Source organism: Streptomyces sp. NPDC052042, assembly GCF_044548345.1.
GTDB lineage: Bacteria > Actinomycetota > Actinomycetes > Streptomycetales > Streptomycetaceae > Streptomyces.
On the sequence record NZ_JBIUBU010000001.1, the window covers coordinates 751,647 to 765,439 of the forward strand.

The 13,793-nt window shown below is 70.9% G+C and carries 14 protein-coding genes; 3 read left to right on the forward strand and 11 right to left on the reverse strand.

The window, feature by feature from the left end:
• Positions 1 to 2: 2 nt before the first annotated feature.
• A complete protein-coding gene (locus ACIHCL_RS03260) occupies positions 3 to 446 on the forward strand; it encodes a Fur family transcriptional regulator (RefSeq protein ID WP_399856399.1) in 444 nt (147 codons plus the stop codon).
• A gap of 345 nt (positions 447 to 791) precedes the next feature.
• Here the strand turns inward: ACIHCL_RS03260 and ACIHCL_RS03265 are convergent, their stop codons facing one another.
• The 4 genes from ACIHCL_RS03265 to leuA form a co-directional block, all read right to left on the reverse strand.
• A complete protein-coding gene (locus ACIHCL_RS03265) occupies positions 792 to 1,610 on the reverse strand; it encodes an isoprenyl transferase (RefSeq protein ID WP_399856401.1) in 819 nt (272 codons plus the stop codon).
• Positions 1,611 to 1,645: 35 nt separating this feature from the next.
• Entirely contained in the window at positions 1,646 to 2,392 is a 747-nt protein-coding gene (gene recO / locus ACIHCL_RS03270) for a DNA repair protein RecO (protein WP_399856403.1), read from the reverse strand.
• 168 nt (positions 2,393 to 2,560) lie between these two features.
• On the reverse strand, positions 2,561 to 3,265 hold the full coding sequence (locus ACIHCL_RS03275; protein WP_399856405.1) for a TerB family tellurite resistance protein: 705 nt from the start codon (positions 3,263 to 3,265) through the stop codon (positions 2,561 to 2,563).
• A gap of 212 nt (positions 3,266 to 3,477) precedes the next feature.
• On the reverse strand, positions 3,478 to 5,265 hold the full coding sequence (gene leuA / locus ACIHCL_RS03280; protein WP_399856406.1) for a 2-isopropylmalate synthase: 1,788 nt from the start codon (positions 5,263 to 5,265) through the stop codon (positions 3,478 to 3,480).
• A gap of 350 nt (positions 5,266 to 5,615) precedes the next feature.
• Between leuA and ACIHCL_RS03285 the strand changes: the two genes are divergently transcribed.
• Positions 5,616 to 6,689 carry a M4 family metallopeptidase gene (locus ACIHCL_RS03285; protein ID WP_399856408.1) on the forward strand — a complete coding sequence of 358 codons (1,074 nt, stop codon included), beginning with the start codon at positions 5,616 to 5,618 and terminating at the stop codon, positions 6,687 to 6,689.
• Positions 6,690 to 6,738: 49 nt separating this feature from the next.
• Positions 6,739 to 7,005, forward strand: a complete 267-nt coding sequence (locus tag ACIHCL_RS03290; protein ID WP_399856410.1) for a protealysin inhibitor emfourin — start codon at positions 6,739 to 6,741, stop codon at positions 7,003 to 7,005.
• Between the two features lie 173 nt (positions 7,006 to 7,178).
• Here the strand turns inward: ACIHCL_RS03290 and era are convergent, their stop codons facing one another.
• The 7 genes from era to ACIHCL_RS03325 all read right to left on the reverse strand — a co-directional run bounded on the left by era (position 7,179) and on the right by ACIHCL_RS03325 (position 13,670).
• Positions 7,179 to 8,153 (reverse strand): GTPase Era, encoded by a 975-nt coding sequence (era, locus tag ACIHCL_RS03295; protein WP_399856411.1) that lies wholly within the window; start codon positions 8,151 to 8,153, stop codon positions 7,179 to 7,181.
• 623 nt (positions 8,154 to 8,776) lie between these two features.
• Positions 8,777 to 9,130, reverse strand: coding sequence for a cytidine deaminase (locus ACIHCL_RS03300; protein ID WP_399856413.1), 354 nt, complete (start codon positions 9,128 to 9,130; stop codon positions 8,777 to 8,779).
• A gap of 44 nt (positions 9,131 to 9,174) precedes the next feature.
• Positions 9,175 to 9,528: an MmcQ/YjbR family DNA-binding protein gene (locus ACIHCL_RS03305; RefSeq protein WP_399856414.1), complete on the reverse strand. Its 354-nt coding sequence runs from the start codon at positions 9,526 to 9,528 to the stop codon at positions 9,175 to 9,177.
• Positions 9,525 to 10,817 carry a hemolysin family protein gene (locus ACIHCL_RS03310; RefSeq protein WP_399856415.1) on the reverse strand — a complete coding sequence of 431 codons (1,293 nt, stop codon included), beginning with the start codon at positions 10,815 to 10,817 and terminating at the stop codon, positions 9,525 to 9,527. Before ACIHCL_RS03310 ends, ACIHCL_RS03305 begins: the two co-directional genes overlap by 4 nt.
• Positions 10,814 to 11,311 carry an rRNA maturation RNase YbeY gene (ybeY, locus tag ACIHCL_RS03315; RefSeq protein WP_399856417.1) on the reverse strand — a complete coding sequence of 166 codons (498 nt, stop codon included), beginning with the start codon at positions 11,309 to 11,311 and terminating at the stop codon, positions 10,814 to 10,816. The genes ACIHCL_RS03310 and ybeY overlap by 4 nt, the downstream gene beginning before the upstream one ends.
• Positions 11,312 to 11,323: 12 nt before the next feature.
• A complete protein-coding gene (locus ACIHCL_RS03320) occupies positions 11,324 to 12,352 on the reverse strand; it encodes a PhoH family protein (protein ID WP_399856419.1) in 1,029 nt (342 codons plus the stop codon).
• 139 nt (positions 12,353 to 12,491) lie between these two features.
• Complete coding sequence (locus tag ACIHCL_RS03325; protein ID WP_399856421.1) at positions 12,492 to 13,670, reverse strand: carbohydrate kinase family protein; 1,179 nt, start codon at positions 13,668 to 13,670, stop codon at positions 12,492 to 12,494.
• Between the last annotated feature and the right edge of the window lie 123 nt (positions 13,671 to 13,793).

Consider the following 13,793-nt stretch of genomic DNA (forward strand, 5'->3'; position numbering starts at 1 on the left):
CTGTGGCGACGGCGCCGATCAGTGGAACGAACGCGGCCCCGGTACGCGGCCGGTCGACCCGGCAGCGGGCTGCGGTGGCGGCGGCGCTCGATGGGGTGGACGAGTTCCGCAGTGCCCAGGAACTGCACGACGTACTCAAGCATCGTGGTGACTCGGTCGGGCTGACCACCGTCTACCGCACCCTTCAGTCCCTCGCCGACGCCGGCGAGGTGGACGTGCTGCGCACCACGGACGGCGAGTCCGTGTACCGGCGCTGCTCGACCGACGAGCACCACCACCATCTGGTGTGCCGGACGTGCGGCAAGGCCGTCGAGGTCGAGGGTCCCGCCGTGGAGCAGTGGGCGGAGTCGGTTGCCGCGCAGCACGGATACGTGAACGTGGCACACACGGTGGAGATCTTCGGGACCTGCGCGGGGTGCGCGAGGCGCGCCGACGAGAAGGAGTGAGGCCCGGTCGGCGGGGACGGCGGTAGACGCCTGCCCCGCCGACCGGGCAGACCCCATCCGCGCAGAGTCTGCGCCCGGGAGCTCGGAGCCTGCGCAGACGGCGGTCGAGCACCGCCCGCGGCTGGCCGGGATCGCCGGGCTCACGCAGCCCCCGCTCGGGCAACAGGGGGACGTCGGCCGCCCGCCGGTCGCCGCCGAGCAGCACGAAGAGCTCCGGGGTCTCCCGGGAGCGGCCCGGTACGACGGCCCGGCGATGGGACGGTCGGTCGGCGGGACGGCAGCGCGGCAGCCGTGTGGGACCGGCGCTCGCCACCACTCCGGCTCCCGGCCCCGGCAGCCGCCCGCTCAGCCCTTCGCTGGAACCGTCTCCGCCGCTCCCCCGAACCGCCGGTCGCGCCGGGCGTACTCCAGGCAGGCCCGCCACAGGTCGCGGCGGTCGAAGTCGGGCCACAGCACGTCCTGGAAGACCATCTCGGCGTAGGCGCTCTGCCAGATCAGGTAGTTGGAGGTGCGCTGCTCCCCACTGGGGCGGACGAAGAGGTCGACGTCCGGCATGTCCGGGTAGTAGATGTACTTCGCGAAGGTCTTCTCGTTGACCTTGGACGGGTCCAGCCTCCCGGCCGCGACGTCCTGCGCGATGCGCTGCGCGGCGTCGGCGATCTCGGCCCGGCCGCCGTAGTTGACGCAGAAGTACAGCGTCATCCGGTCGTTGCCCTTCGTCTGCTCCTGGGCGACCTGGAGCTCCTGGACGACGGACTTCCACAGTTTCGGCATGCGCCCCACCCAGCGGATCCGGATGCCGAGCTCGTCCATCTCGTCGCGGCGGCGGCGGATCACGTCCCGGTTGAAGTTCATCAGGAACTTCACCTCCTCCGGGGAGCGCTTCCAGTTCTCGGTGGAGAACGCGTAGAGGGAGAGGTTCTTGACGCCCATCTCGATACAGCCCTTGAGGACGTCCATGACGACGCCCTCGCCGACCTTGTGCCCCTCGGTGCGGGGAAGGCCGCGTTCCTTGGCCCAGCGGCCGTTTCCGTCCATCACGATGGCCACGTGCCGGGGCACCAGATCGCCAGGGATCTTCGGGGGCGTGGCACCGGAGGGGTGCGGCTCCGGGGTCTTGTACTCGCGCCGGCTGCGACCGCCCAGTATCCCTCGTACTGCCATGAACTGTCTCGCTCCCTGTGCCTGATCCGCCTGTGTCACTTCTCTACGTACCGCAGTGAGCGCAGCCCGCGCTCCAGATGCCAGTGCAGGTACGCGGACACCAGCCCGCTCCCCTCCCTGACATGACGCGCCTCGCACGCGTCCGCCGTCGCCCAGTCGCCGGTGAGCAGCGCGCTCAGCAGGGCGACGGCCTCGGACGAGGGTACGACGCTGCCGGGCACCCGGCAGTCGCCGCATATGACGCCGCCCGCGGCGACGGAGAAGAACCGGTTCGGCCCGGGCATCCCGCAGCGCGCGCAGTCCTCGAAGCTGGGCGCATAGCCGTTGACGGCGAGCGAGCGCAGCAGGAAGGCGTCGAGGATGAGACGCGGATCGTGTTCGCCGCGGGCGAGGGTGCGCAGCCCGCCGACGAGCAGCAGATATTGCTGGACCGCGGGCTCGCCTTCGTGGTCGGTGAACCGTTCGGCGGTCTCCAGCATCGCGGTGCCCGCCGTGTAGCGGGCGTAGTCGGTGACGATGCCGCCGCCGTACGGGGCGATCGTCTCACTCTGGGTGCAGAGCGGCAGGCCCCGGCCGACCAGTTCGCCGCCCCGGGCGAAGAACTGCACGTCGACGTGGGAGAAGGGTTCCAGCCGGGCGCCGAACTTGGACTTCGTGCGCCGCACCCCGCGCGCCACGGCCCGTACCCGGCCGTGGCCGCGGGTGAGGATCGTGATGATCCGGTCGGCCTCGCCCAGCTTCTGCGTGCGCAGCACCACGCCGTCGTCCCGGAACAAGCTCATGCGTCCATTGTCCGGCACGGGGAGGGCCCGCCGGACCCTCACTCCCTCCCCGTACGAACTCCCGCGCAGGCCCGGGCGCGCGAACGCGGACGGGAATGCCGCCGCCGGACGCGCCGGGGCCTGGTCCGAAGGACCGGGCCGGGCCGGTCAGGAGGGGGTGCGGGCCGGTCAGGAGGGGGTGCGGGCCGCGGCGGCCAGCAGCCGGGCGGTGTCCTCGGCGCAGATCCGCAGCGCCCCGCCGACCGTGCTCAGCACCTCACGCTCGGACGGGTCGTAGGGGCCGTCGGCGAGGGCGATCCTGGCGCCCTGGAGGAGGATCGCCTCGCGTCCGGCGGGGGCCAGATGCGGGGCGAGGGGCTCCAGCGCCTCGTGCAGCTCGATGGCGAGGGCCGCGCCGCACGCCTCGGCCGCCGGGTCGAAGGCGGAGCCGTGGCCGATGTCGGCCGAGAGGACCTCGACGACGGTGGAGAGCTGCTCCTCCGTGCAGTCGTCGAAGCCGGCGCCGCGCACGGTGGCGGCTGCGGTCCGCAGGGCCGACCGGGAGGTGGCGCCGCCTGCCGCGAGGACGCCGAGCGCGACCGTGTGGACGGCGTCCCGGAGCATCGTGGAAAGCCGGGCGGTGGTGGGGTGGTCGAGCACGTCGGTGTCGAAGTGCCCCCGGCATGCGGCGCATTCGACGACGGGACCGGTGGTACCGCGGCGCAGCATCGGCACGCCGAGCACGGCGAAGCGGCGGCGTCCGGTGAGCCGGCGGTAGTTGCGGTCACCGCCGCAGCCGGGGCAGAAGAACGCACCGTCGCCGATGGCGTCCCAGACGGTACGGATGCCGCAGATGCGCAGCTTTATGGCGCGTTGTCCCAGGGCTGACCGCACGTCGCACACCTCCGTAACTCCCCCGCAGCCCTAAGGGCACGGGAGGTGCCCCCTCCGGCAACATTGCCGTGTGGACGTGATGTTAACCACAGTCGAGAGGTGCCGTCAGTACCCCGATCGTCACAACCCCGGAGATGGCCGAACCCCGCCCCGGACAAAACGGGGACGGGGTCCTGAGCCGTGCGGCTCCGATGGCCCGCGGGCGGGCCGGGTCAGCGGCTGGCGCGGTTGACGGCCGAGACGACCGCCTTCAGCGAGGCGCGCGTGGTGTTGGCGTCGATGCCGATGCCCCACAGCACCCGTCCGTCGATGGCGCACTCGATGTACGAGGCGGCCTGGGAGCTGGCGCCCTCGCTCATGGTGTGCTCGGTGTAGTCCAGGAGGCGGGCGTCGATGCCGATGGCCTGCAGCGCTTCGAAGAACGCGGAGATCGGGCCGTTTCCGGTGCCGGTCAGCACGGTGTCGGTGCCGTCCACGGTCGCCTCGACCGTGATGGTGTCCCGGCCGTCGGAGCCGGTGGTGGACTGGCCGGAACGGATCTGGACGCGCCCCCAGGGGTTCTCGGGGTTGGGCAGGAACTCGTCCTGGAACACGGACCAGATCTGCGCCGGGGTGACCTCACCGCCCTCGGCGTCGGTCTTGGCCTGAATGATCCGGGAGAACTCGATCTGCATCCGGCGCGGCAGGTCCAGCTTGTGGTCGTTCTTCAGGACGTACGCGATGCCGCCCTTGCCGGACTGCGAGTTGACCCGGATGACGGCCTCGTAGCTGCGGCCGACGTCCTTCGGGTCGATCGGCAGGTACGGCACGGCCCACTCGATCTCGTCGACGGTCCTGCCCTGGGCGGCCGCGTCGGCCTCCATGGCGTCGAAGCCCTTCTTGATGGCGTCCTGGTGGGAGCCGGAGAAGGCGGTGTAGACGAGGTCGCCCGCGTAGGGGTGGCGCGGGTGGACCTCCATCTGGTTGCAGTACTCGCTGGTGCGGCGGATCTCGTCGATCTGCGAGAAGTCGATCTGCGGGTCGACGCCCTGCGAGAACAGGTTCATGCCCAGGGTGACCAGGTCGACGTTGCCGGTGCGCTCGCCCTGGCCGAACAGGCAGCCCTCGATCCGGTCCGCGCCGGCCATGAGGGCCAGTTCGGCGGCGGCGACGGCGGTGCCGCGGTCGTTGTGCGGGTGGACGGACAGGCAGATGTGCTCGCGGCGGGTCAGGTTGCGGGACATCCACTCGAACCGGTCCGCGTGCGTGGACGGGGTGGAGCGCTCCACGGTGGCGGGCAGGTTGAGGATGATCTCCCGCCCCTCTCCCGGCTGCCAGACGTCGCAGACCGCCTCGCAGACCTCCAGGGCGAAGTCCAGCTCGGTGTCGGTGAAGATCTCCGGGCTGTACTGGTAGCCGAAGACCGTCTCCGGGCCCAGCAGCTTCTCGGCGTACTCCATGACCAGCCGGGTGCCGTCCACCGCGATCTGCTTGATGTCGTCCTTGGAGCCGCGGAAGACGACCCGGCGGAAGGTGGGGGCCGTGGCGTTGTAGAGGTGCACGGTGGCGCGGCGGGCGCCGATCAGGGACTCGACGGTCCGCTCGATCAGGTCCTCGCGGGCCTGCGTCAGGACGGAGATCGTCACGTCCTCGGGGATCGCGCCCTCTTCGATGATGGAGCGGACGAACGCGAAGTCGGTCTCCCCGGAGGACGGGAAGCCGACCTCGATCTCCTTGTAGCCCATGCGTACGAGCAGGTCGAACATCGCGCGCTTGCGGGCCGGCGACATCGGGTCGATCAGGGCCTGGTTGCCGTCGCGCAGGTCGGTGGAGAGCCAGCGGGGCGCGGCGGTGATCCGCTGGTCCGGCCAGGTGCGGTCGGGGATGTCGACGGCCTCGTACGAGCCGTACTTGTGGATCGGCATCCCGGACGGCTTCTGCATCCGGGTCGCGTTGGTGATCGGCGTCGGGCGTCCGAACGCGGTCGCGGCGGGCGTCTGGCCTGAGTGTGCGGTGGTCATGGCGTACGGCTCCTCGGGGGTCCAACCAATGGACGGCCGACGTATCGCTGCATCACCAGACTCCGCGGGGAGGGGGTCGGCCTACGACTACAGGCCCTCGCCGCGGCAGCTAAGAAGAAGCAGCCCGAAACGCATGATGCGTCGAGGTTAACCGAGAGGCGCCTGATGCGTCCGTCCCGTATCACTATGCGGGATCGGGAGCACTGTACGAAATCAGGAGCACTGTACGGAATCGCGTGCACTGCACGGAATCGGGCGCCCAAAACCCCTGGGCACGGCCGATCACTCCATTTCGTCAATCATCGTCGCAACCGGTGACAACGCCATTACGTACTGCCACAGTCGAGGGTATGCAGTCTCAGTCTCAGCACGGGTTCCGCCCCGTCTTCTGCACCATCGTGCCGCCTCATGTCCTCGACAAGCTCTCCCGCTCGGACAACCCCGATCTCGCCGGCCGCGCCCGGCGCACGCTGGAGAGCGACGCCGCCCGCCGCACCCGCCGCCATCTGACGACGGTCACCGCCTCGTCCGCCTCCGCGCGCCGGGGCGAGGTGTCCGACACCCCGGACCGAACGCTGTACGACTGCCGCAACGGCACCCGGCTGCCCGGCACCAAGGTCCGCGCCGAAGGCGAGGAACCGACCCAGGACGCGAGCGTCAACCGCGCGTACGCGGGACTTGGCGCCACCTTCGATCTCCTGTTCAAGGTGTACGGCCGCCGTTCGATCGACGACAACGGACTGCCGCTGATCGGTTCGGTGCACTATGACGAGAAGTACAACAACGCCTTCTTCGACGGCGAGCAGATGGTATTCGGCGACGGCGACGGCGAGATCTTCCTGGACTTCACTCTTCCGATCGATGTGATCGCCCATGAATTGACGCACGGGCTGACCCAGTACACGGCCAATCTGAGCTACTACGGCCAGTCCGGCGCGCTCAACGAATCCATGTCCGACGTCTTCGGCTCCCTGGTGAAGCAGTACACGCTGGGCCAGAGCGCGGACCAGGCGGACTGGCTGATCGGCGCCGGGCTGCTGGCCCCCGAGGTCCAGGGCGTGGCGCTGCGTTCGATGAAGGAGCCGGGCACGGCCTACGACGACGACGTGCTCGGCAAGGACCCCCAGCCGGGGAAGATGGAGGACTACATCCACACCAGCCAGGACAACGGCGGGGTGCATCTCAACTCCGGCATTCCCAACCGCGCGTTCTGTCTGCTGGCGACGGCACTCGGCGGCAACGCCTGGGAGCGGGCCGGGCAGATCTGGTTCGATGTGCTCACGGGTGGCCGACTGGCCGTGGACGCGAACTTCACGGACTTCGCCCGGCTGACGGTGGCCGCCGCCCGCGACCGCTTCGGAGCGGGCGACGCGACCGAAGCGGTGCTGAAGGCATGGTCGGAGGTGGGCGTTCCGGCCACGTAGAACAATCGGGCCCTGCCCCGGCCCGCCCCGGCGATGGAGGACAGACCGCATGCGGATTCAGGTCAGCAGGACCGGCGGCTTCGCCGGCATCGCACGCCAAGGCCAGATCGACACCTCCGGCCGGGCCGATGCCGCGGAGTGGGAGGCGCTGGCCGAATCCGCGCTCGCCGCGGACCACGGCGCCGCACCCCGGGGGGTGCCGGACGGTTTCCAGTACCGGATCACGGTGGACGGTCGTACGGTGCACTGCGCGGACCCCCGGCTGACCGACGCGCAGCGCGCGCTGGTGTCACGTGTCCTGAAGGAGGGCGCGTGAGCCGGGTTCTCGGGCGGGGCCGGTCCCGGTCGGCCGGTCCCGGAGGGGCCTGCGCCTGAGCCGCGGTCGGTCCGGCCGTCCCGGACGACCGAGGGTGCGAGTCCTGGCCGGACGTGCGGTTCGGACGTCCGCGCCGGTGGCCGACCGCCCCGGGGCCCGGCCCGCGGGTGGGGTCAGAAGCCCAGCCTCCGGAGCTGCTTGGGGTCGCGCTGCCAGTCCTTGGCGACCTTCACATGCAGGTCCAGGAAGACGGGCGTGCCGAGCAGAGCCTCGATGTGCTTGCGGGACTTCGTACCGACTTCCTTCAGCCGCCTGCCCTTCGGGCCGATGATGATGCCCTTCTGGCTGGGGCGCTCGATGAAGACGTTGGCGTGGATGTCGAGCAGCGGCCGGTCCGCCGGGCGGCCCTCGCGCGGCAGCATCTCCTCGACGACGACGGCGATGGAGTGCGGCAGTTCGTCGCGCACGCCTTCGAGCGCGGCCTCCCGGATCAGCTCGGCGACCATGACCATCTCGGGCTCGTCGGTGAGGTCGCCCTCCGGGTAGAGCGGGGGGCTCTCCGGGAGCAGCGGGGCAATGAGATCGGCCAGCAGGCCGACCTGGCTGTCCTTGACCGCCGACACCGGGACGATCTGCGCCCACTCGAAGCCGAGTTCCTCGCCGAGGCGGGAGACGGCGAGGAGTTGTTCGGCGAGCCGCTTGGAGTCGACGAGGTCGGTCTTGGTGACGATGGCGATCTTCGGGGTCTTCTTGATGCCCGCGAGCTCCTTGGCGATGAACCGGTCGCCGGGGCCGAGCTTCTGGTCGGCGGGCAGGCAGAAGCCGATGACATCGACCTCGGCCCAGGTGGTCCGCACGATGTCGTTGAGCCGCTCGCCCAGCAGCGTCCGCGGCTTGTGCAGGCCGGGCGTGTCGACCAGGACGAGCTGCGCGTCCTCGCGGTGCACGATGCCGCGCACGGTGTGGCGGGTGGTCTGGGGCCGGTTGGAGGTGATCGCCACCTTCCGGCCGACCAGAGCGTTCGTGAGGGTGGACTTGCCCGCATTGGGGCGGCCCACGAAGCAGGCGAAGCCGGCCCGATGGGGTGCGTGGTCCGCGCCCTGCTGTGCGGCGGCTTCTGTGTCAGGTCGAACGCTCATGGCGCCCATTCTCCCCGATCCCGGAGGCCCCGCCGCACCACGGGGCACGGCGGGCCTGTCGGGTGCCGCCGGCGCGGGCGTTCCCGGCGCGGGCGCCGAGGGCTCCGGGGCCGGGACTCGGGCGCTCCGCGCTCAGGCGCCGAGGGCGCGGGTGCTGAGAGCGCGGACGCTGCGAGCCCGGATGCGGGGAGCCCGGCGCCGGCGGATCCGCAACCAGAAGCCCGCCCTGCCGGCGGCGACGGCCACCAACAGGACCCCGGCCACCACCCGGGGCAGCGCGTTGTACGGGAGGAGGCGGACTCCCGGGTGTCTCGGGCGCTCGCGGTCAGCTCGCTCCCGCCCCATTCCAGCCAGGGGCGCCGACCCACCGCTCAGTCAGCCGCACCCGCTGCCCAGGCAGCAGCTCGGACGGGATCCGTTCGAGATCGCCCTCGGATGGGGTCTCCCCCCGCTCGAACGAAGTCGAGAGCCCCGGGGAAGGGCTACGTGGGCTTTCGCCCGACACGGCGAGCCATGGGGTCTCCCCTGCCCGAGCGGAGCCGAGAGCTCGGGGAAGTGCCGGGCGCCGCAGCGAGGCAGACGTAGCCGGGAGCGGCACCAGGGTCTCGCCCGAGCCCGTCGCCGGTGCGGCGTCAGCCCGCCGTCACGCTGACCCGCAGTGCGCCGTCGGGCCCGGCGAGCAGCACCGGGGTCGCCGGACCGCCCAGGTCCCGTACCGCGGCACGGTCCTCGTCCGACGGGGTCTCGGCCTCGGAGACGACCGCCGCCGCCTCCAGCGATGTGGCGCCACTGGCCACCGCCATCGCCACGGCGGTCCGGAGCGCGCTGAGCTTCAGCGACTCCAGCCGTACCGTGCCCGCGACGTAGGTGCGTCCGGTCTCGTCCCGGACGGCCGCGCCCTCCGGCACGCCGTTGCGGGCACGGGCGCTGCGTGCCAGGGTGATGATCTTGCGGTCCTCGGGGCCCAGGTCGGTGCTCTCAGTCATGTGCCGAGCATACGAGCCCCGCAACACGCCCCTTCCCGCGCTCCCTACGCCCGGTCCAGCCGCAGCCGCTGCGCCCTGGGCAGTCCCGCCACCACCAGGTCGTAGGAGTCCTCGATCAGTTCACGCAGCAGCCGGTCCGGCACCCCGGAGACCGTCACGGTGTTCCAGTGGCGCTTGTTCATGTGCCAGCCCGGCGCCACCGCCTCGTACTCCTCCCGCAACCGCACCGCGTCGTCGGGGTCGCACTTGAGGTTCACCGCCAGCGGGCGCGCGTCCAGCGTGCTGAGCGCGAACATCTTGCCGAGCACCTTGAAGACGGAGATCTCCGGGCCGAAGGGGAACTCCTCGACGCTCGCGTTGAACTCCAGGCAGAAGTCCCTCAGCTGCTGCGGGGTCACTCCTTCTTCTCCCCCTCCGGCTCCACGGGCTCCACCAGCACCGTGACGATCTTGTTCCGGCGCCCCGCCGTGGACTCGGCGGTCAGCCGGATCCGCCGCCCGTCCGGCAGATCGACCACTGCGGAGGCACCGGCGATCGGCACCCGCCCCAGCGCCTTCGCCAGCAGTCCGCCGACCGTCTCCACGTCCTCGTCGTCGTACTCGCCGAGGTCGAACAGCTCCCCCAGGTCACCGATGTCGAGGCGGGCGGTCACCCGGTAGCAGCCGTTCTCCAGCTCCTGGACGGGCGGGAGTTCCCGGTCGTACTCGTCGGTGATCTCGCCGACGATCTCCTCAAGGATGTCCTCGATGGTGACGATGCCCGCCGTGCCGCCGTACTCGTCGATCACGACGGCGACGTGGTTGCGCTCCTGCTGCATCTCGCGCAGCAGGCCACCGGCGTTCTTCGTGTCGGGCACGAACACCGCCGGCCGCATCGCCGTGGAGACCAGGTCGGCCTCCGACTCGCGGTTGATGTGCGTCTTGCGGACCAGGTCCTTGAGGTACACGATGCCGACGATGTCGTCCTCGTTCTCCCCGGTGACCGGGATGCGCGAGAAACCGGAACGCAGGGCCAGGGTCAACGCCTGCCGGATCGTCTTGTAACGCTCGATGCAGACCAGGTCGGTGCGCGGCACCATGACCTCGCGCACGAGCGTGTCGCCCAGTTCGAAGACGGAGTGGACCATGCGCCGCTCCTCGTCCTCGATCAGCGACTCCGCCTCGGCGAGGTCGACCATCGCCCGCAGCTCGGCCTCGCTGGCGAACGGCCCCTTGCGGAAGCCCTTGCCGGGCGTCAGCGCGTTCCCGATGAGGATCAGCAGCTGCGGGACCGGGCCCATGACCCTGGCCAGTGGCAGCAGCACGTACGCCGCGGCCGTGGCGGTGTTCAGCGGGTGCTGGCGGCCGATGGTGCGCGGCGAGACGCCGATGGCGACGTAGGAGACGAGGACCATCACGGCCATGGCGACGGCCAGCGCCTCCCAGGTCTTCGGGAACTCCTGGAGGCAGGCGTACGTGACGAGGACGCCGGCCGACATCTCGGCGGCGACCCGCACCAGCAGGGCGACGTTGAGGTAGCGGGTCGGGTCCGCCGCGACCTGCTCCAGCTTCCGGCTGCCGCGCCGCCCGGAGCGGACCGCCTCGGCGGCCCGGAAGCTGGACACGCGGGCGATGCCCGCCTCCGCACAGGCCGCCAGCCAGCCGACGACGACCAGCAGGACGGCGCCCAGGACAAGGGGAACGCTCACGAGATCGTCGGCGCGGGCGAGGGGCCCGCGAGCCCCTGCTCGGCGCGCCAGCCATCGACGATCGCCGCCTGCAGGCCGAACATCTCGGCCTTCTCGTCCGGCTCCTCGTGGTCGTACCCGAGGAGGTGCAGCACCCCGTGGACGGTGAGCAGCTGGAGCTCCTCGTCCATGGAGTGCTGGGTCGGTGCCTCTTCGCCCTGCCTCTTCGCGACCTCGGGGCAGAGCACGATGTCACCGAGCAGCCCCTGCGGGGGCTCCTCGGTGTCCTTCGACGGCGGGCGGAGTTCGTCCATCGGGAAGGACATGACGTCCGTCGGCCCCGGCAGGTCCATCCACTGGATGTGGAGGTGCTCCATGGCATCGGCGTCCACCACGATCACCGAGAGCTCGGAGAGGGGGTGGATCCGCATCCGCGCGAGCGCGTAGCGGGCGATGTCGAGGATCGCCCGCTCGTCGACCTCGGTTCCGGACTCGTTGTTGACGTCGATCGACATGGCGCGCTGCGACTACTTCCCGTGGTGGCTGTTTCGGCTGTCGTACTTCTCGTACGCGTCGACGATACGGCCGACGAGCCTGTGCCGGACGACGTCGTGGGAGGTGAGCCGGGAGAAGTACACATCCTCCACGCCGTCCAGGATGTCCTGGACCTGGCGCAGACCGCTCTTGGTGCCGTTCGGCAGGTCGACCTGGGTGACGTCACCGGTGATGACGATCTTCGAGTCGAAGCCGAGGCGGGTGAGGAACATCTTCATCTGCTCGGGATTGGTGTTCTGGGCCTCGTCCAGAATGATGAAGGCGTCGTTCAGCGTCCGGCCGCGCATGTAGGCGAGCGGCGCGACCTCGATCGTGCCCGCCGCCATGAGCCGGGGGATCGAGTCCGGGTCGAGCATGTCGTGCAGCGCGTCGTAGAGCGGGCGCAGATACGGGTCGATCTTCTCGTAGAGGGTGCCCGGCAGGAAGCCGAGGCGTTCGCCCGCCTCGACCGCGGGACGGGTCAGGATGATCCGGTTGACCTGCTTGGACTGGAGGGCCTGGACCGCCTTCGCCATGGCGAGGTAGGTCTTTCCGGTGCCCGCCGGACCGATGCCGAAGACGACCGTGTGCTTGTCGATGGCGTCGACGTACCGCTTCTGGGTGAGCGTCTTGGGGCGGATGGTGCGACCGCGGCTGGAGAGGATGTTCTGCGTGAGCACCTCGGCCGGGGTCTCCTGGGCGTCGCCCTCACCGCTCTCGCTCGCCCTGAGCATGGCGATCGAGCGTTCCACTGCGTCCTCCGTCATCGGCTGACCGGTGCGGAGCACCAGCATCATTTCGTTGAACAGGCGTTGGACGAGAGCGACTTCCCTCGGCTCTCCGACGGCGCTGACCTCATTGCCCCGCACATGGATGTCGGCTGCGGGGAACGCCTTCTCGATCACGCGCAACAAGGAGTCGCCGGAGCCCAGTACGGTCACCATCGGGTGCTTGGCCGGAACGGTGAACTGGGCTCGCGCCTGCTCGGGCGCGGGGGTCTGGGCTATGGGTGTCTGCGTCATGGGCCGGCGCTGTGGCCTGCACATACCTCCCGCTGCGGGGTTCTCGCCGATCGACAACCTCTCGATTACCAAGCCTACGGCCTGGTTCGGACAACACCGAGAGCTTTTTCGTACCCGTCACGAACGTGTGTACCGGTGTTCACGCCGGGTGGCGGAAGCCGATCGTCGGTACGGCCCGGCGCAGCGGCCAGGGCCGGGCGGCGGCCGGCAGCAGATCCTCCAGGAACGCGTACCGCCTCAGCGCCGCCGGGTCCTGGTCGGGGAAGGTGCGCACCCGCTGCCACCAGGCGGCGATCTCGTCCCAGCCCGGGGCCGACAGCGAACCCCCGAACTCCTGCACGGAGAGCGCGGCGGTCAGCCCGGCGAAGGCCAGCCGGTCGGCCAGCGGCCAGTCCGCCAGGGTGCCGGTGACGAATCCGGCGACGAAGACGTCACCGGCCCCGGTCGGGTCCAGCGCCTCGACCTCGATGGCGGGCACCTCGGCACTCGCCCCGCTCGCCGCGTCCACCGCGTACGCACCTTCCGCACCGAGGGTGACCACGGCGAGCGGCACCCGCTCGGCCAGGGCGTGGGCGGCGGCGCGCGGGCAGTCGGTGCGCGTGTAGCGCATGGCCTCCTCGGCGTTGGGCAGGAACGCCCGGCAGTGCTCCAGGTCGGCCAGGGCGTCCAGGTCCCAGCGGCCGGAGTCGTCCCAGCCGACGTCGGCGAAGATCCGGGCACCGTTCCGGGCCGCCGCGGCGACCCACGGCTCGCCGCGCCCGGGGACGAGCGAGGCGACGGCGGCCCGGGCTCGGGGCGGGCAGCACGGGAACGCGGCTCCTCCGGCGGGCGGCGCGGCGCCGACGGCTCCCGCGGGGCCGGGAACGCTCGCGGAGCCCGCCGCCCCGCGCGTGCCCGGGGCGATCGCGGGAGGCGGTGCCTCGTGACCGTGCGAGACCATCGTCCGCTCGCCCTCGTACGCCATCGACACGGTCACCGGCGAGTGCCAGCCGGGGACCGTGTGCGACATGGACAGGTCGATGCCCTCGCCGTACGCCAGGGCGTCCCAGCAGTACTCCCCGTAGTGGTCGTCGCCGAACGCCGCGGCCAGCGAGGTGTGCAGCCCCAGCCGGGCCAGCGCGGTGGCCATGTTGGCGACCCCGCCGGGGCTGGAGCCCATGCCGCGCGCCCAGGACTCGGTGCCCCGGACCGGGGCGCTGTCCAGGCCGGTGAAGATGATGTCGAGGAAGACCGTGCCGGTGAGGAAGACGTCGCAGTCGGGGTCCTGCGGGGCGCGCATCCCGTCCAGCGGGTCGATGTTCGGCATGTCCGCGCTCACCTTGCACTCCCCGGTCGTGGCAGATCTCGCCAGTGTGCCTGATCCCGGCCATCGACCGGAGGGGTTCACACCGCTTCCTCCCGAGCTTCCACACCTCCACCCTGGCTTCTACCTGCGAAAACG